Genomic DNA, 17,191 nt, shown 5'->3' with positions numbered 1-17,191 from the left:
CCGTTCAATCAGCGTAGCGGCTATCAGCCAAGAAACAGCTGATAGGCCGGGTTATCGCTCTCATCCCAATACGGATAACCGATTTCAGCCAGTGCCGCCGGCACCAGATGGCGTTCGTCGGCAGGCACTTGCAGGCCAGCCATGACCCGACCATCGGCCGCACCGTGGTTGCGGTAGTGGAACATCGAAATATTCCAGCGCCCGCCCAGCTTGTTCAGGAAGTTGAACAGCGCACCCGGACGCTCCGGAAACTCGAAACGGAACAGCAACTCATCACTGACCTTCGCCGCATGCCCGCCCACCATATGGCGGATGTGCAGCTTGGCCAGTTCGTTCTCGGTCAGGTCGACCACCGGAAAGCCTTGCTCTGTCAGGCTGGCCAGCAGTGCGCTGCGCGGGTCGTTTTCAGGATGAGTCTGCACACCCACGAAAATGTGCGCTTCGCTGCCGGTGTGGTAGCGGTAGTTGAATTCGGTGATCTGACGCTTGCCGATGGCCTGGCAAAACGCCTTGAAGCTGCCTGCTTCTTCTGGAATCGTCACGGCGATGATGGCTTCGCGGCCTTCACCCAGCTCTGCACGCTCGGCCACATGGCGCAAACGATCGAAGTTGACGTTGGCCCCGGAATCGATCGCCACCAGAGTCTGGCCACGCACGCCCCGCTGCTCAACGTACTTCTTGATCCCGGCCACACCCAACGCGCCGGCAGGTTCGGTGATCGAGCGGGTATCGTCGAAGATATCCTTGATTGCCGCACAGATCTCGTCAGTACTGACGGTGATCACTTCATCCACATAGTCTTTGCAGATGTCGAACGTGTACTGGCCAATCTGGCCCACAGCAACACCGTCGGCAAAAATCCCCACCGTTGGCAGCACTACGCGCTCGCCTGCCGCCATCGCAGCTTGCAGGCAGTTGGAGTCATCGGGCTCGACACCAATGATCTTGATATCCGGACGCAGATATTTCACGTACGCCGCAATACCGGCAATCAGCCCGCCACCGCCCACCGGGACGAAAATCGCATCCAGCGGCGCCGGGTGCTGGCGCAGAATTTCCATCGCCACGGTGCCCTGCCCGGCAATGGTGTGCGGGTCATCGTAGGGATGGACGTAGACGTAGCCTTTTTGCTCAACCAGTTGCAGCGAGTAGGCCAGGGCTTCCGGGAAGGAATCGCCGTGCAGCACCACAATGCCGCCACGGGAACGCACGCCTTCGACCTTGATCTCAGGAGTGGTTTTCGGCATGACGATAGTGGCTTTGACACCCAGTACCTTGGCCGCCAGGGCCAGGCCCTGGGCGTGGTTGCCAGCAGAGGCCGTGACCACACCGCAAGCGCGCTCGGCGTCGCTCAAGTGCATCAGCTTGTTGTAAGCCCCACGAATCTTGAACGAATACACCGGCTGCAAATCTTCACGCTTGAGCCAAATCTGGTTGCCCAACCGCTCGGTCAGCTGGTTGGCCAGCTGCAACGGGGTTTCTACGGCAACGTCATAAACACGCGAGTTTAGGATCTTCTTAACGTACTGTTCGAGCATCGGAAAGCTTCACTGGGCGGGTTGGCAGGGACCAAGGAGTCTACCCCAGCGTTTACGCGGGCGACCATACGAATCCAAAGGTTTTACATGCTTGGGTTATACTTGCGCCCTTCTGTTTGTTTAACCTTCCCGCCCCGGAGCCCGCATGACCCAGGATCAACTCAAACAGGCCGTAGCCCAGGCTGCAGTCGACTTCATCCTTCCAAAACTGGATGACAAGAGCATCGTCGGGGTCGGCACCGGCTCCACGGCCAACTGCTTCATCGACGCCCTGGCCCAGCACAAGGGCGCATTCGACGGCGCCGTGGCCAGCTCGGAAGCCACCGCTGCCCGCCTCAAGGGCCACGGCATTCCGGTGTATGAGCTGAACACTGTCAGCGACCTGGAGTTCTACGTTGATGGCGCCGATGAAAGCGACGAAAACCTGAACCTGATCAAAGGCGGTGGCGCAGCCCTGACCCGCGAGAAGATCGTGGCGGCCGTGGCCAAGACCTTTATCTGCATCGCCGACGCCAGCAAACTGGTTCCGGTACTGGGGGCGTTCCCGCTGCCGGTTGAAGTGATCCCGATGGCCCGCAGCCACGTGGCCCGCGAACTGGTCAAGCTGGGTGGCGATCCGGTCTACCGCGAAGGCGTGGTGACGGACAACGGCAATATCATCATCGACGTGTTCAACATGCAGATCATCAACCCGGTTGAGCTGGAGCGTCAGATCAACGCCATTGTTGGCGTCGTGACCAACGGCCTGTTCGCCGCCCGCCCGGCTGACCTGCTGTTGCTGGGTACGCCTGAAGGCGTCAAAACCCTGAGCAAGTAACTGCAAAACTTGTAGCCGCTGCCGCAGGCTGCGATAAGGACCGCAGGGCCTTCGCTTTTAAGCAGGGTCGCTGCGTCGCAGTGGCGCACCAAACCCATCGCAGCCTGCGGCAGCGACTACAAATCAGGTTTTTTTGAACACGTAAAACAAATTCGGCTCACTCACCACGTACACCGTCCCGTCTTCGTCCATGGCCACACCTTCTGCCTGCGGTACTGATTTTTTCAGGCCATGACGGCCCTTTTTCAGCGACAACACACTGATCGGGCGCCCCTCCAGGTCCAGCTCCAGCAACAACCTGGACTCATCCGACAGCGCCAGCAAGTGCCCGGTGCGTTCGTCAAACTGCAAGCTCGACAAATCCCGCACAAACAATCGCGCATCACGTCGCGGGTTGGTCACCACATGGGTGGCGTAAGGTTGCTGCGCATTGGCCTGAGGAAAGCCGCGCACCTCATAAATCAACATCGGGTCGCGCTCCTTTGCCACAAACAGGCGCTTGCCCACAGAGTCATAGGCCAGGCCTTCAAAGCCCTTGTTGCCCAACCGGTTGATCCCCAGCGTCAATTGCTCCGCATCTTTGGCATCCAGCACCTGGGTGCTGTCATCGATCCTTACCTTGATCAGCCGCTGTTGACGCTCATCGGTGATGACGTAAGTGTTCTCGCCAATAAACTCAACGGCCTCGGCGTCGCCAAACCCGACCAGCGCGATGCGCCGCAAGAGACGACCATCGAGGGACAGCTCGACCAGCTCGGCTTTTTTATTGGTGACGGTGAACAGGCTTTTGCGCAGCGGATCGTAGGTCAGGGCCGACACATCGTCCTCAAGTCCCTCGATCACCTTGCCTTGCAGCACGGCGCGGTACTCGCCCAGATTGATCGCAGCCGGATCGGCGGGTTGCCACAGCTGGCTGGCCTGAAACCAGGCTCGTTCAAAGATTCGAAAGTGTTGCGCGGCGAATCCGGCGGCCACAAGAGCCACGAGCATTACACCCAGAACAAGAGCAAAAGGACGGCTGACACGGCGCATTGAGGTCGAACTCTAAAAAATCAGGCAGGAGAAATACCACCACTGCCTGAACTCAACCTTAACCCTCAATACACAACGTGTCTGGCGCGCAAGACGGCTGGTTACCTGGCCTTTTTCTCGAAACGATAAAACAGGTTCGGCTCGCTCACCATGTAGAGCGTACCGTGCTCATCGATCGCGACCCCTTCGGCCCGGGGAATGGTGTTCTTGAGACCGTTGAAACCGCCGAGCAAGGTCATGAAACTGACTTGCTCGCCCAGCTCATCAAGTTCAAGGAGCATGTGCGAATCAGCCGACAGCACCAGTGTGTGCCCCGTGCGCGGGTCAATGCTCAGGGCAGACAGATTGCGCAGATCCAGTTCATCGCTGGGTACTTTTTGCTTGCTGCCGGTGAGTACCTGGCCGCCATCGCTTTTCCATACAAACAACTGCGGTGGACGCTCCTCACCCAGCAACAGCTGCTGGCGGCGTGGATCCCAGGCAATGGCTTCAAACGCCTTGTTCTGGTTTTTCGACGGGCCCAGGTCGTACTTGGGGAAGTCGGCAATGTTCAAGGTTTTGGTGTCGGCATCGATATTAACGATGCTCAGCATGTGCTCACGCTCGTCAACAATGGCCAGCAGACCGTTTTCCATCACCGTCAGGCCTTCGGGGTTGCTCCAGCCCACCAGCGGAATTTTACGCAGCACATCGCCATCAAGGGTCAGTTCCACCAGGAACGGATTCTTGCCCATCACCGAAAACAGCGTTTTGCTCAGCGGGTTATAAGCCAGATCTGATGCTTCGTCCTTTTCCATCCCCGGCAGCACCTTGGCATCAATCACCGCCGTGTAGTCAGGCAGCCACACACTTTCGTTCTGCTCAGACGGGCTTTCAAACCGCTCCAGCACCCACAATGCACCGCGGTCATCCCAATGCATGATCGACGCCAATCCATAGAGCAATGCGCCAAGCAGCAATAACCAGTAATACCAGCGCATGCGCAAGCGAGAGGACTTGGGGAGAGGCGGAATCAACTGAGGGTCTGTTGCCATTTGAGTGGGCTTCCATGAGATTTGGCTGATGCTGGACATCACAAAGCGGGCAAACCGACTGCCTCGCGCGCAATGATTATGCAAAAGGCGTGTGAAATTAATAGTAAAAATGCCAAAAAACTTGATGGCACTGGTCCTTGCTGATTGAACGAGTGCCATTTATCGACAGCGCGGGTCACTTCACAGCTATAAAAATAGACGCCCTCCATTCTCGGACCTGACTCTCTATAACTTTTAGTACCACACAGACACTAATACCGAACAACTAGCACTTGCCTTTCATTACCTGCACGCTCTACCAGTAGGAGATTTCCGAATAACCCAAAGACATTCAAACGCACTCCATTCTCCCTTGACACTCATACTCCCAGGCTCTTATCTAATAAAACAACCGGCTCGGCTGACTTACTGAAGTAGTTATATATCGATCGCCTACTGTGCAGCTAACACCAGCCCACCACTCCACATTCATCACAGGCCCTGCATCACACGGCACCAGGCCCGGAACTCGCCTGTGCGACGCCTGTCGCCCACTGACCAGCCAGAAAGGAATCTTTTATATATGCCCTTTACCTCATGCATAAACAAACTTGCGCCTCCTGCACTTTCCAACCCTGAAAAAAACACGATCTGCGCACGGGCCGCCGAACATTTGCTTATCACCATAACACCTTATAAAAACATGGAGGAAGGGGACCTCATCGAGTTGTTTTGGGACGGCTGTTATGTAACCTCGCAGAAAATTCTAAACACTGACATTGGCCATCCTGTGCTGTTAAGAGTGCCAGAAAGTTTCATTCAAAGTGGCTCGGCACGTCTTTATTACCGTGTGATGCATATCGGCAGTACCCCTGCTGTTTCTGCCCAGCTCAAGGTATTTGTCAAACTTGACTGCCCGGGCGGGGAAGCCGTCGGCGATGAAAATCAGGGCCTCGCCCCACTCATCATTCCCGAGCCTATCCAGCGTTACGGGGTTAACTCCAGCCAGATGAGACGCGGCGTACCCGTGACCATCGAGCCCTACCGCAACATGGCCTGCGAAGACGCGATCACCCTGCTGTGGGGCGACGTACGCCTGGACCTGCCCAAACTGCGCCAGGTGGATATCGACAAGCCTGTGGGCGTGTTCGTCCCCCCACACATCATTCAGGAAGCCGGCGAAGACTCCAAACTGGAAGTCACCTACTGCGTGATCGACCGTGCAGGCAACAATTCGCGCTGGGCGCCCGCACGAATACTCAAGGTAGGCGCTGCAAAACGCTATCTAAAGCCCACACCACGGGAGGCACTGCACGCGGCAGAGACACACCCCGACTGGCGCAGCTAGGGCCGGGGACGCAATGGAATCATCTATTCATATTCCTAAAAGTTAGTTCTTTTAATTTTTATACTCGATTAGGGTATATAGACCGGACCACCGGACTCTCTGCTTTTATCCGCGCCGCTCAAGCGGCGCTCCCATGAAACGTGAGGTAGGTATGGTCCGTAAAACAATCACCCTTGTGCATAACGCCAGGGCATTGAGTGCAGCCAAGGAGCGGTACTAATGTCCAATCTGGCCAATGCACACCTGCAAAGCGACCAGGATGTCGCGCCTCTGTTGCTGGCAGCGCAGGTTCTGCGCACCGACAACGAAGCCCTTGAAGCCGCCCGAGCGCTGGCTGCCAGCGCACGGGAACACGCGGGCAAACGCGACCAGCAACGCAAGCTGCCGTGGTCGCATATAGAAGCCTTTACCCGTAGTGGCCTGGGAAGTATCTCCATTGGTCGCGAGTTTGGCGGGCCCAAGGTGTCATTCGTGACCCTGGCCGAAGTGTTCGCGATTATCTCGGCTGCCGATCCGGCGCTGGGGCAGATCCCGCAGAATCAGGTCGGCATTCTCAGCCTGATCGCTGCCACGGCCACCCAGGCGCAAAAAGAACAACTGTTCGCCAGCGTGCTGCAAGGCTGGCGCATCGGCAATGCAGGTCCGGAACGCGGCAGCAAAAACACCCTCGACCTGAAGGCCCGGATCACCGCCGATGGCGACGATTTCGTCATCAACGGTCAGAAGTTTTATTCCACCGGGGCCCTGTTCGCCCACTGGATTGCGGTCAAGGCAATCAACGATCACGGCAAGCCGGTCATGGCCTTTGTACGTCGCGGCACACCGGGCTTGCGCGTTGTCGATGACTGGTCCGGATTTGGTCAGCGCACCACCGCCAGCGGCACCGTACTGCTCAACAATGTTCGAGTTGAAGCCGAACTGGTGGTCGACAGTTCGCGCCTCAACGATGCGCCCAATATTCAAGGCGCGGTGTCGCAGTTGATCCAGGCGGCCATCGATCTGGGCATTGCCCGGGGCGCCATCGCCGACACCATCAGTTTTGTGCGCGAACGCTCACGCCCGTGGATCGACGCCAAGGTCGAACGCAACAGCGATGACCCTTACGTGATCGCCGACATCGGCAAGCTGCACATTGAGTTGCACGCCGCCGAGGCCCTGCTGCGCAAAGCCGGTCGCGTGCTGGACGAAGTCAGCGCCGCCGCGATTGACGCCCCCGCCGCTGCCCGCGCATCCATTGCCGTGGCCGAGGCCAAAGTGTTGACCACCGAGCTGTCGTTGCTGGCCAGCGAAAAGCTCTTCGAACTCGCCGGCAGCCGCGCCACCCTTGCCGAATTCAACCTCGACCGCCACTGGCGCAACGCCCGGGTGCATACCCTGCACGACCCGGTGCGCTGGAAGTACCACGCCATTGGCGCTTACCGCCTCAACGGCACCTTGCCTGCCCGGCATTCCTGGATCTGACCCTGGAGACACCCATGTCACTGATATCCAAACAGGTCCCGGTTATCCACAGCGATGCCGAGGCCCTGAGCGTAGCCCGTGAGCTGGCGGCGCATTTCAAACGCGACAGCGCTCTGCGCGATCGTGAGCGACACCTGCCTTTTGATGAGCTGGAACTGTTTTCCCACACCGGCCTGTGGGGCATCACCGTGCCCAAGGCCTACGGCGGTGCCGGTGTGTCCAATGTCACCCTGGCCCAGGTTATCGCGTTGATCGCTGCGGCCGATGCCTCGCTGGGGCAAATCCCGCAGAATCACTTTTATGCCCTTGAAGTTCTTCGGGTCAATGGCACTCACGAGCAAAAGCAGCGGCTGTATGCCGAAGTGCTGGCCGGGCAACGCTTCGGCAATGCCCTGGCCGAAATCGGCACCAAGACTGCACACGATCGCACCACCCACTTGGCCAAGGCCGAACACGGCTATCGCATCACCGGCCGCAAGTTCTACGCCACCGGCGCACTGTATGCGCAGCGGATTCCTACCTCGGTGGTGGACGATAACGGTATCCAGCACCTGGCATTTGTCCACCGCGACAGCGACGGCCTGAGCGTGATCGACGACTGGAGCGGCTTTGGCCAGCGCACCACGGGCAGCGGCTCGGTGGTATTCGACAACGTATCGGTCGCCGCTCAGGACGTGATCCCGTTTCAAAGCGCCTTCGAGCGTCCGACCCCGGTTGGCCCGCTGGCGCAGATTCTGCACGCGGCCATCGACACCGGTATTGCCCGCGCCGCCTTTGAAGACGCCCTGAATTTTGTGCGTACCAAAACCCGGCCCTGGATCGACGCCACCACCGATATCGCCAGCGAAGACCCCCTGACCCTGAAAAGCTTCGGCCACTTGAGTGTACGCCTGCATGCTGCCGAGGCCCTGCTGGAGCGGGCCGGGGAATTCCTCGACAGCGCCCAGACCGACACCAGCGCCAGCACCGTGGCAGCCGCCTCGATAGCCATCGCTGAGGCGCGAGCCCTGAGCACTGAAATTTCCCTGGCCGCGGGCAGCACTCTGTTCGAACTGGCGGGCAGCCAGGCCACCCTGGCCGAACACGGTCTCGACCGCCACTGGCGCAATGCCCGGGTCCATACGCTGCATGACCCGGTGCGCTGGAAGTACCACGCCGTGGGCAACTACTACCTCAACGATGCCAACCCGCCACTGCGGGGGACCATTTGATGAGTAAAAAGAAGATCCTGATCAATGCCTTCAACATGAACTGCATTGGCCATATCAATCACGGGCTGTGGACGCACCCACGGGACAACTCGACCACCTTCAACACCCTGGAGTACTGGACAGAGCTGGCTCAGCTATTGGAACGAGGACTGTTTGACGGGCTGTTCATCGCTGACATCGTGGGCGTGTACGACGTTTATCAACAGTCGGTTGATGTCCCCCTCAAAGAGGCGATCCAGTTGCCGGTCAACGACCCGCTGCTGCTGGTTTCGGCGATGGCTGCCGTCACCAAAAACCTCGGCTTTGGCCTGACCGCCAACCTGACCTACGAAACCCCGTATTTATTCGCGCGCCGCATGTCGACTCTGGATCACCTGACCCGCGGCCGCGTCGGCTGGAATATTGTCACTGGCTACCTCGACAGCGCTGCCAAGGCCATGGGCCTGACCGAGCAAGTCGAGCACGACCGTCGCTACGATCAGGCCGATGAGTACCTGCAAGTGCTTTACAAGCTCTGGGAAGGCAGCTGGGAAAACGACGCCGTGATCAATGACCCGGTGCAGCGCATCTACGCCCGGCCCGACAAGGTTCACAAGGTCAAACACGACGGTGAGTTCTATCAGGTGGAGGGGTATCACCTCTGCGAGCCGTCGCCCCAGCGCACCCCGGTCCTGTTTCAGGCGGGCAGCTCGGATCGCGGGCTGGTATTTGCCGGGCGCCATGCCGAGTGCGTGTTTATCAGTGGCCAGACCAAGGCCGCCACCAAAGCCCAGGTCGACAAGGTTCGCGCCAGCGCCGTGGCGGCGGGTCGCAACCCTGACGACATCAAATTGTTCATGGGCCTCAATGTGATCGTTGCACCGACCGAGGCACAGGCGCAGGCAAAGCGTGACGAGTACTTGCGCTATGCCAGCGCCGAAGCGGGAGTGGCGCACTTTTCCAGCTCCACGGGCATCGACTTTGCCGACTATGAGCTGGACGAGCCGATCCAGTACGTGAAGAGCAACGCGATCCAGTCGGCGACCAAAGTGCTGCAAAACAACGACTGGACCCGGCGCAAGTTGCTCGAACAGCACGCACTGGGCGGGCGCTACATCACCCTGGTGGGTTCGCCGGAACACGTGGCTGATGAACTGGAGTCGTGGATCGCAGAAACCGGCCTCGATGGCTTCAACCTGACCCGCATCGTCACCCCTGAAAGCTACGTCGATTTTATCGACCTGGTGGTCCCCGAACTGCAACGCAGGGGCTCCTATAAAACCGCTTATGACACCGGCAGCCTGCGGCAAAAGCTGTTTGTCGACGGGGATGCGCACTTGCCACAACGCCATACCGGCGCGGCTTACAGATATCAAGACCTGTAGTCGCTGCCGCAGGCTGCGATCAGGCCTGCGGGGATTTCGAGAAAACGGGTTGCGGAGCAACCCTTCGCAGCCTTCGGCAGCGACTACAGGGTTCGAATTCCGACTATTTGACTGAGAAAACACCATGAACAAAAAACACGCACTGGTTCTGGCCCTCGGGCTGTTTAGCGGCCTCATCCACGCAGCCGACAAGCCCCTCAAGGTCGGCACCACCGCCGCTTTCGCCATCCCGCTGGAAACCGCAGTGGCCGAGGCCGACAAGCAAGGGCTCAAGGTCGAACTGGTGGAGTTCACCGACTGGATCGCACCTAACGTCAGCCTGGCCAGCGGCGATATCGACGTGAACTACTTCCAGCACATCCCCTTTCTGGAAAACGCCAAGGCCGCTGCCGGGTTTGACCTGACGCCTTACGCCAAAGGCATCATCAACAACGTGGGCCTGTATTCGAAAAAATACAAAAGCCTCGACGCCTTGCCTGAAGGCGCCACTGTCGCCATCGCCAACGACCCGATCAACAGCGGGCGCGGCCTGCAACTGCTGGCCAAGGCCGGGTTGATTACCCTCAAGCCCGGCGTCGGCTACAAGGCCACCGAAGAAGACATCATCGCCAACCCGAAGAAGATCAAAATCCTGCAGGTTGAAGCCGTGCAACTGGTGCGTGCCTACGACGATGCCGATCTGGTTCAGGGCTACCCTGCCTACATCCGCCTGGCCAAGACCTTTGATGCCGAGTCGGCGTTGCTGTTCGACGGCATCGATCACCCCGAGTACGTGATTCAGTTCGTGATCCAGCCTAAAAACAAGGACGACCCGCGCCTGGCCAAGTTCATCGACATTTATCAGCACTCCCCCGTGGTCAAGGCCCAACTGGATAAGACCTACGGCAACCTGTACCAACCCGGCTGGGGAGGCTGATCATGAGCGTGGCCATTGCTCGCGAGCGGCTCGATCAGCCGCAGCCCAGCGCGAACCACACCGAGCTGCACCCCGAGCTGAGCCACGCCCATGTGCGTTTTATCGGTATCGGCAAAACCTATGAGGGCCGCCAGGGCCCGGTGGATGCCCTCAAAGGCATCGACCTGGCGATTCAACGGGGGGAAATTTTCGGCATTATTGGCCGCAGCGGCGCGGGCAAGTCGTCGCTGATTCGTACCATCAACCGCCTCGAACACCCCAGCAGCGGACGCGTGCTGATTGACCAGGTGGATATCGCCGGTTTTGACGAAGACACACTGGTCGCGCTGCGGCGCAAGATCGGCATGATTTTCCAGCACTTCAACCTGATGTCAGCCAAGACCGTGTGGCAGAACGTCGAACTGCCGCTCAAGGTGGCGGGGGTTCCCAAGCTGCAACGCGAGCAGAAAGTCCGCGAACTGCTGGAGCTGGTCGGCCTGCAAGGCAAGCACACGGCCTACCCGGCGCAGCTCTCGGGCGGGCAGAAACAGCGTGTCGGCATTGCCCGGGCGCTGGTTCACGACCCGGCGATTCTGCTCTGCGACGAAGCCACCTCGGCGCTGGACCCCGAAACCACGCAGTCGATTCTGGGCTTACTGCGCGAAATCAATCAGCGCCTGGGCCTGACCATCATCCTCATCACCCATGAAATGGCTGTGATTCGGGATATTTGCCACCGCGTAGTGGTGCTTGAGCAAGGCCGGGTGGTGGAGCAAGGGCCGGTGTGGCAAGTGTTTGGCGACCCGCAGCACGATGTCAGCAAAACCCTGCTCGCGCCGCTGCAAGACACCCTGCCCGAAGCCCTGCAAAAGCGTATTTGCGCGCAACCGCTGTCTTCGCAATCCAGCGTGATCCTGCGTCTGCGCTTCACCGGCAACCAGGCGCAAGAGCCGGATCTTGGCGCGTTGTTCAGCGCCCTGGGTGGGCAGGTGCGACTGCTGCACGGCGGTGTCGAGCACATCCAGGGCCATGCCCTGGGCCAACTGCTGCTCAGCGTGACCAGCACGTCCCTGGGCGTGGACGAACTGCGCAAGCGCGCCGGTCAATGGGCACAACAGGTCGAGGTGGTGGGTTATGGGATTTGATCGTTTATGGCAGGGGGTGATCGACACCTTCTTGATGGTCGGTGTGTCTTCGCTGATCGCGCTGATCCTGGGTATTCCGCTGGCGGTGATTCTGGTCACCAGCGGCAAGGGTGGCATTTATGAAGCCCCGGCGCTGAACAAGGCATTGGGGGCGTTCGTGAATCTGTTTCGCTCAATTCCCTTTCTGATTTTGATGGTGGCGCTGATCCCGTTTACCCGCCTGATTGTAGGCACTACCTACGGGGTCTGGGCTGCAGTCGTACCACTGACCATCGCGGCTACACCGTTTTTTGCCCGGATTGCCGAAGTCAGCCTGCGCGAAGTTGATCACGGATTAATCGAAGCCGCCCAGGCGATGGGCTGCAAGCGTCATCACATCATCTGGCATGTGCTGTTGCCCGAAGCCTTACCCGGTATCGTCGGCGGTTTTACCATCACCCTGGTGACCATGATCAACTCTTCGGCAATGGCTGGCGCGATCGGTGCAGGCGGGTTGGGTGACATTGCATACCGCTACGGCTATCAGCGCTTCGACTCGCAAGTGATGTTGACCGTGATCGTATTGCTGGTGATTTTAGTGGCCGTGATTCAGCTCGGCGGCGACCGCCTGGCCCTGGCACTGAACAAACGCTGAGGTATAGTCGGCGGCCTGACTGACGCCGACTGAGCCTGCGATGACCCTCGATCCAAAGACCCTCGAACAGATTGCTGCCATCACACTTGGCCACTATCAACAGAGTGCCGAAGGCTTCCGTGAAGGCACCCGCGACCACGACGTGAGCCAGAACATCAACGCTCTGCTGCGGCATATCCAGGGCAGTTCGCCGTTTTCGATTCTGGATTTTGGCTGTGGTCCGGGTCGCGACCTGCAAACCTTCACCCGGCTGGGCCATGTCGCGGTCGGGCTGGACGGCACCGAGCGTTTCACTCAAATGGCCCGCGAGGACAGCGGCTGCGAAGTGTGGCACCAGGACTTTCTCAAGCTTGATTTGCCCGCTGAGCGCTTCGACGGCATTTTTGCCAACGCCTCGTTGTTCCATGTGCCGACCCAGGAACTGGGCCAGGTACTGGGCAAGCTGCACGCTACCTTGAAACCCGGGGGCGTACTGCTCAGTTCCAACCCTCGCGGCGACAACCGTGAAGGCTGGAACGGTGAACGTTATGGCGCTTATCACGATCTGGAGAACTGGCGTGCGATGCTGATGGCAGCCGGTTTTGCCGAACTTGAACACTACTATCGCCCGGCGGGCTTGCCCCGTGACCAGCAGCCGTGGCTGGTGAGTGTGTGGCGCAAGCCCGCTGCACAAGCCCTGTAGTCGCTGCCGAAGGCTGCGTTGAGGGTCGCGTGAAATTCAGAATAACGGGTTGCTCCGCAACCCTTCGCAGCCTTCGCAGCCTTCGGCAGCGACTACAGTGCTGTAAACGGTGTGCTCTTAGCCAAAGAACCAGTAGCACACCAAAATAGCGGCCACGACACCCGCCAGTTCAGCCAGCAAGGCGCAGCTCACCGCATGCCGGGCTCGCTGGATACCCACGGCACCGAAGTACACCGCCAGTACATAGAAGGTGGTTTCAGTACTGCCCTGCACCGTGGCCGCCACCAGCGCCGGGAAGCTGTCCACACCCTGGGTCTGCATGGTTTCGATCAGCAACGCCCGTGCAGCACTGCCCGAGAAAGGCTTGACCATCGCCGTGGGCAAAGCGTCGACAAAACGGGTGTCCCAACCCAACCACTCGACCACATGACGAATGCCGTCCAGGCCAAAGTCCAGGGCCCCGGATGCCCGCAACACCCCCACTGCACACAGCATCGCCACCAGATATGGCAGCAGGTTTTTTGCCACGTCGAAGCCTTCCTTGGCCCCTTCAACGAACGCTTCGTAAACCTTGACCTTGCGCAAGGCGCCAATCACCAGAAACAACATGATCAGCCCAAACAGGGTGAGGTTGCCCAGGATCGAGGACAGGCTGGCCAGCGCCGTGGCCGACAGGGTCGCCAGCAGCGCCATGAAGCCGCCCAGGATCAACGCGCCAGGCACCAGGTACGCCAGCACCACCGGGTCCCACAGCCGCAGACGCTGCACCACGGCCACCGATAGCAGCCCGACCAGGGTTGAGGCACTGGTCGCCAGCAGGATCGGCAGGAACACCAGCGTCGGGTCAGGAGCCCCTTGCTGGGCGCGATACATAAAGATGGTGACCGGCAACAGGGTCAGGGACGAGGCGTTGAGCACCAGAAACAGGATTTGCGCATTGCTGGCACTGGTCGGGCTCGGGTTGAGTTCTTGCAGGGCGCGCATGGCTTTGAGGCCGATGGGAGTGGCAGCGTTGTCCAGCCCCAGGCCGTTGGCGGCAAAGTTAAGGGTAATAAAGCCCAGCGCCGGGTGGCCGGGCGGGACTTCCGGCATCAGGCGCTTGAACAGCGGCCCCAGCGCCCTGCCCAGCCAGTCGACGATCCCGGCCTTTTCGGCAATACGCAAAAAGCCCAGCCATAACGTCAGTGTGCCGAAGAGCAAAATCATCACTTCGACCGACAACTTGGCCATGGCGAAGATGCTTTCCACGATCGCGGAGAAGATCCCCGCATTGCCCCCCACCAGCCATTGGGCGAGCGCCGACACCGTAGCGACGACGAAAAAGCTGAGCCATAGGCCGTTGAGCATCAAGAAAACTCCTGGAAGATGGTGCGAATGATAGCGGCCTACCCCCAGAAACAACAAACCCCGGCCTGGGCCGGGGTTTGTGGGAGTTGCACTACCAGGCGAGGTTACTCACCTTTTGGCAGGGCTTCCTTGCTGCGCCAGTGCGGCAGCGAGTTCCAGTAGCGCTCGCCCTTGGCGTCGTCGTACATGCCTTCCCAACGGGAAATTACCAGTACCGCCAGGGCGTTACCGATCACGTTCAGGGCCGTACGGGCCATGTCCATCACACGGTCAACACCGGCGATAAAGGCCAGGCCTTCCAGCGGGATACCCACGCTGCCCAGCGTGGCCAGCAACACCACGAAGGACACGCCCGGCACACCGGCGATGCCTTTGGAGGTGACCATCAGGGTCAATACCAGCAGCAGTTGCTGGCTGAGCGACAGGTCGATGCCATACAGCTGAGCGATAAAGATTGCCGCGATGCTCTGGTACAGGGTCGAACCGTCAAGGTTGAACGAGTAGCCGGTCGGTACCACAAAGCTGCAAATCGCTTTCGGTGCGCCGTAGGCTTCCATCTTCTCGATCACGCGCGGCAGCACGGTTTCGGAGCTGGCGGTGGAGTAAGCCAGTACCAGTTCGTCCTTGAAGATGCGCATCAGCTTGATCACGGAGAAGCCGAACAGCTTGGCGATCAGGCCCAGTACCGCAAAGGCGAAGAACAGGATGGCCGCGTAAACCAGCACCACCAGCTTGGCCAGTGGCACCAGGGAGGCGAAGCCGAAGTTGGCGACGGTCACGGCGATCAGGGCAAACACACCGATTGGCGCGTAGTTCATGATCATGTGAGTGACTTTGAACATCGACTCGGACACGCCCTGGAAGGTTTTCACCAGCGGGTCGCGCAGTTCGGCGTTCAGGCTCGACAAACCGAGACCGAAGAGCACCGAGAAGAAGATGATCGGCAGCATCTCACCGCGAGCCATGGCCGCGAAGATGTTGGATGGGATCAGGTTGAGGATGGTCTCGATGAACGCATGTTCATGGGTGACCTCAGCCGCCGTGGCCGCATACTTCGAGATATCGACTGTGCCCAGGGTGCTCATGTCGATCCCGGCACCTGGCTGGAACACGTTGGCCAGCACCAGGCCGACCAAAATCGCGATGGTGGTGACCACCTCGAAGTAAATGATGGTTTTAAAACCGATACGACCGAGCTTCTTCGCATCTCCCACGCCTGCAATCCCGACAACCAGTGAAGAAATCACGATTGGGATTACGATCATCTTGATCAGACGGATAAAGATATCGCCGGCAGGTTGCAGAACGTTACTGATCCACCAGGCCTTTTCAGCACTGAAATGGTTGAGCAGCGCGCCGATTGCAATCCCGAGGACCAGACCAATCAGGATCTGCCAGGCGAGGCTAAGTTTTGCCTTCTTCATGTCATTACCCTTACTTCAAGTGGACTCGGGCAGAGGCTCAGAATAGAGCGCTCGAAAGCGCAAAAATCAGAAACCGCCACCCCCGTAGAAGGTCGCCCAAACCGAGCCAGAAAGGCTCTTTGGCAGGCGAAAAAAGGCGCAACTATTCCCATGCATGAGGTGGCCGTCTAATGCCGTAAACGCCTACCCTATGCCGAATCGGCATGGGTTTTGTCCGACAAGACCTCAAATCGCCCCCCCTGCGATTCCACAGAATAGACGACATAAGCGCCGTAGACCGGCTGTTTCAAGGTCTTTTTAGCCAAGAAGGGAGTGGCATAAAGCCGCATATATCCAAGAAATATCCGACAACACAAATCAGATATAAGTCCGGGCTATTTTTCTATTTGTCGATATACGGTCGACGTTTCGAAGCACCGTTCAGGCCACATTTGTTTTCAAAAAAATGAACCCTGATAAGGCATTACGTATACCGGATGATTTTCTTCAGGCACAAAAAAACCAAGGCAAAACCTTGGCATCATTAAAGCCTGTAACCGGTTTCATACCCCTCGGTCGCCGCCTGTTATTAACAGGACAGCGACCACTTCCTTAAAGGATGGGGCGAACATGCCTAGCCTCGACCGCGACGACCAAAGATGAAGGACACCACAAACATGACCAGGAACACGACAAAGAGGATCTTGGCGATGCCGGTCGCGGTGCCCGCAATACCACCGAAGCCCAAAACAGCAGCGATGATGGCGATAATCAGGAAGGTAATTGCCCAACTCAACATGGTGATTCTCCTTATTACTGTGCGAAACAGGATGATGCCGCTGGTATAGCTCGATGCCCGATCAGGGCCTCAAGGTTGTGAACACTCAAAACACCCAACGTTCCGGTGCAGGTTGAGTGTTGGCTATTTGTGTCTCGTCCGAAGCCGCCAGTTCGTAACGGCCAGCGGAGTCAGTCACAGATCCGTAAGCCTTGAAATGCTGCTGTGGGGCGGCAGAGTGCAGAACGGTCGCAACGGGCTGCGGCGCGGCTTCCAATCGGCTCCACTGTTGACCACCGATCAATGTCACCGACAAGGCAAGGCTGGCAAACAAACCCTGCTGTAGATGCAATGACGAAACACGCATGTTGGAGAATTGTTGACGATTCATGTTCAAACTCCTGCCACCCGGTGGTCAATGTGTGGATAAGTCGCAAGCCGCGACGCTCTATACAAAGGTAATTGCAGGTGCCATGCCAGTTTTCGAATCGATATAAAACCTATATAAATCAAATACTTAGTT

At 58.6% G+C, this 17,191-nt stretch carries 16 protein-coding genes; 9 read left to right on the top strand and 7 right to left on the bottom strand.

The features are described 5' to 3' along the window. Window positions 1-23 precede the first annotated feature (23 nt). The gene (ilvA, locus tag VSQ83_RS00515) at window positions 24-1,538 is read right to left on the bottom strand and encodes a threonine ammonia-lyase, biosynthetic (RefSeq protein WP_133075122.1); all 1,515 of its coding nucleotides are present in this window, start codon (window positions 1,536-1,538) and stop codon (window positions 24-26) included. Between the two features lie 145 nt (window positions 1,539-1,683). Between ilvA and rpiA the strand changes: the two genes are divergently transcribed. Beyond that, entirely contained in the window at window positions 1,684-2,355 is a 672-nt protein-coding gene (gene rpiA / locus VSQ83_RS00510) for a ribose-5-phosphate isomerase RpiA (RefSeq protein ID WP_133075121.1), read from the top strand. Window positions 2,356-2,478: 123 nt separating this feature from the next. Here the strand turns inward: rpiA and VSQ83_RS00505 are convergent, their stop codons facing one another. Together VSQ83_RS00505 and VSQ83_RS00500 are read right to left on the bottom strand one after the other, a co-directional pair. Then, complete coding sequence (locus tag VSQ83_RS00505) at window positions 2,479-3,387, bottom strand: SdiA-regulated domain-containing protein (RefSeq protein ID WP_133075120.1); 909 nt, start codon at window positions 3,385-3,387, stop codon at window positions 2,479-2,481. A gap of 101 nt (window positions 3,388-3,488) precedes the next feature. Then, the gene (locus tag VSQ83_RS00500) at window positions 3,489-4,421 is read right to left on the bottom strand and encodes an SdiA-regulated domain-containing protein (RefSeq protein ID WP_219262687.1); all 933 of its coding nucleotides are present in this window, start codon (window positions 4,419-4,421) and stop codon (window positions 3,489-3,491) included. A 562-nt stretch (window positions 4,422-4,983) separates the two neighbouring features. Between VSQ83_RS00500 and VSQ83_RS00495 the strand changes: the two genes are divergently transcribed. From VSQ83_RS00495 to VSQ83_RS00460, 8 genes are all read left to right on the top strand, one after another. Beyond that, a complete protein-coding gene (locus VSQ83_RS00495; protein ID WP_326427670.1) occupies window positions 4,984-5,748 on the top strand; it encodes a hypothetical protein in 765 nt (254 codons plus the stop codon). Between the two features lie 219 nt (window positions 5,749-5,967). Next, on the top strand, window positions 5,968-7,209 hold the full coding sequence (locus VSQ83_RS00490; RefSeq protein ID WP_219262689.1) for an SfnB family sulfur acquisition oxidoreductase: 1,242 nt from the start codon (window positions 5,968-5,970) through the stop codon (window positions 7,207-7,209). Window positions 7,210-7,223: 14 nt separating this feature from the next. After that, window positions 7,224-8,420 carry an SfnB family sulfur acquisition oxidoreductase gene (locus VSQ83_RS00485; RefSeq protein WP_219262690.1) on the top strand — a complete coding sequence of 399 codons (1,197 nt, stop codon included), beginning with the start codon at window positions 7,224-7,226 and terminating at the stop codon, window positions 8,418-8,420. Beyond that, window positions 8,420-9,784, top strand: coding sequence for an LLM class flavin-dependent oxidoreductase (locus tag VSQ83_RS00480; protein WP_133075116.1), 1,365 nt, complete (start codon window positions 8,420-8,422; stop codon window positions 9,782-9,784). Before VSQ83_RS00485 ends, VSQ83_RS00480 begins: the two co-directional genes overlap by 1 nt. Window positions 9,785-9,908: 124 nt before the next feature. Continuing rightward, a complete protein-coding gene (locus tag VSQ83_RS00475; protein ID WP_326425017.1) occupies window positions 9,909-10,700 on the top strand; it encodes a MetQ/NlpA family ABC transporter substrate-binding protein in 792 nt (263 codons plus the stop codon). A gap of 2 nt (window positions 10,701-10,702) precedes the next feature. After that, window positions 10,703-11,824, top strand: coding sequence for a methionine ABC transporter ATP-binding protein (locus VSQ83_RS00470; RefSeq protein WP_219262692.1), 1,122 nt, complete (start codon window positions 10,703-10,705; stop codon window positions 11,822-11,824). Continuing rightward, complete coding sequence (locus VSQ83_RS00465; protein ID WP_019828117.1) at window positions 11,814-12,458, top strand: methionine ABC transporter permease; 645 nt, start codon at window positions 11,814-11,816, stop codon at window positions 12,456-12,458. The genes VSQ83_RS00470 and VSQ83_RS00465 overlap by 11 nt, the downstream gene beginning before the upstream one ends. 40 nt (window positions 12,459-12,498) lie before the next feature. Beyond that, window positions 12,499-13,140 (top strand): class I SAM-dependent methyltransferase, encoded by a 642-nt coding sequence (locus VSQ83_RS00460; RefSeq protein ID WP_219262693.1) that lies wholly within the window; start codon window positions 12,499-12,501, stop codon window positions 13,138-13,140. Between the two features lie 117 nt (window positions 13,141-13,257). On the opposite strand, the gene VSQ83_RS00455 is transcribed toward VSQ83_RS00460, so the two are convergent. The 4 genes from VSQ83_RS00455 to VSQ83_RS00440 form a co-directional block, all read right to left on the bottom strand. Then, window positions 13,258-14,487 (bottom strand): nucleoside recognition domain-containing protein, encoded by a 1,230-nt coding sequence (locus tag VSQ83_RS00455; protein WP_133075112.1) that lies wholly within the window; start codon window positions 14,485-14,487, stop codon window positions 13,258-13,260. A gap of 104 nt (window positions 14,488-14,591) precedes the next feature. Then, window positions 14,592-15,911, bottom strand: a complete 1,320-nt coding sequence (gltP, locus tag VSQ83_RS00450) for a glutamate/aspartate:proton symporter GltP (protein ID WP_133075111.1) — start codon at window positions 15,909-15,911, stop codon at window positions 14,592-14,594. A gap of 613 nt (window positions 15,912-16,524) precedes the next feature. Beyond that, window positions 16,525-16,689, bottom strand: coding sequence for a DUF1328 domain-containing protein (locus VSQ83_RS00445; RefSeq protein WP_019828122.1), 165 nt, complete (start codon window positions 16,687-16,689; stop codon window positions 16,525-16,527). A gap of 85 nt (window positions 16,690-16,774) precedes the next feature. Further along, the gene (locus VSQ83_RS00440) at window positions 16,775-17,059 is read right to left on the bottom strand and encodes a hypothetical protein (RefSeq protein WP_133075110.1); all 285 of its coding nucleotides are present in this window, start codon (window positions 17,057-17,059) and stop codon (window positions 16,775-16,777) included. Window positions 17,060-17,191: the final 132 nt, after the last annotated feature.

The organism is Pseudomonas sp. DSV-1 (assembly GCF_035830915.1).
Classification (GTDB): domain Bacteria; phylum Pseudomonadota; class Gammaproteobacteria; order Pseudomonadales; family Pseudomonadaceae; genus Aquipseudomonas.
This window is presented reverse-complemented; position numbering and strand designations above follow the sequence as displayed.

What these genes read in the sequence shown, in the direction of transcription:
- VSQ83_RS00460 (WP_219262693.1), top strand. Translation starts at nt 12,499, where the DNA reads ATGACCCTCGATCCAAAGACCCTCGAACAGATTGCTGCCATCACACTT.
- VSQ83_RS00465 (WP_019828117.1), top strand. Translation starts at nt 11,814, where the DNA reads ATGGGATTTGATCGTTTATGGCAGGGGGTGATCGACACCTTCTTGATG.
- VSQ83_RS00485 (WP_219262690.1), top strand. Translation starts at nt 7,224, where the DNA reads ATGTCACTGATATCCAAACAGGTCCCGGTTATCCACAGCGATGCCGAG.
- gltP (WP_133075111.1), bottom strand. Translation starts at nt 15,911, where the DNA reads ATGAAGAAGGCAAAACTTAGCCTCGCCTGGCAGATCCTGATTGGTCTG.
- VSQ83_RS00445 (WP_019828122.1), bottom strand. Translation starts at nt 16,689, where the DNA reads ATGTTGAGTTGGGCAATTACCTTCCTGATTATCGCCATCATCGCTGCT.
- VSQ83_RS00475 (WP_326425017.1), top strand. Translation starts at nt 9,909, where the DNA reads ATGAACAAAAAACACGCACTGGTTCTGGCCCTCGGGCTGTTTAGCGGC.
- rpiA (WP_133075121.1), top strand. Translation starts at nt 1,684, where the DNA reads ATGACCCAGGATCAACTCAAACAGGCCGTAGCCCAGGCTGCAGTCGAC.
- VSQ83_RS00505 (WP_133075120.1), bottom strand. Translation starts at nt 3,387, where the DNA reads ATGCGCCGTGTCAGCCGTCCTTTTGCTCTTGTTCTGGGTGTAATGCTC.
- VSQ83_RS00490 (WP_219262689.1), top strand. Translation starts at nt 5,968, where the DNA reads ATGTCCAATCTGGCCAATGCACACCTGCAAAGCGACCAGGATGTCGCG.
- VSQ83_RS00480 (WP_133075116.1), top strand. Translation starts at nt 8,420, where the DNA reads ATGAGTAAAAAGAAGATCCTGATCAATGCCTTCAACATGAACTGCATT.
- VSQ83_RS00495 (WP_326427670.1), top strand. Translation starts at nt 4,984, where the DNA reads ATGCCCTTTACCTCATGCATAAACAAACTTGCGCCTCCTGCACTTTCC.
- ilvA (WP_133075122.1), bottom strand. Translation starts at nt 1,538, where the DNA reads ATGCTCGAACAGTACGTTAAGAAGATCCTAAACTCGCGTGTTTATGAC.
- VSQ83_RS00455 (WP_133075112.1), bottom strand. Translation starts at nt 14,487, where the DNA reads ATGCTCAACGGCCTATGGCTCAGCTTTTTCGTCGTCGCTACGGTGTCG.
- VSQ83_RS00470 (WP_219262692.1), top strand. Translation starts at nt 10,703, where the DNA reads ATGAGCGTGGCCATTGCTCGCGAGCGGCTCGATCAGCCGCAGCCCAGC.
- VSQ83_RS00500 (WP_219262687.1), bottom strand. Translation starts at nt 4,421, where the DNA reads ATGGCAACAGACCCTCAGTTGATTCCGCCTCTCCCCAAGTCCTCTCGC.
- VSQ83_RS00440 (WP_133075110.1), bottom strand. Translation starts at nt 17,059, where the DNA reads ATGAATCGTCAACAATTCTCCAACATGCGTGTTTCGTCATTGCATCTA.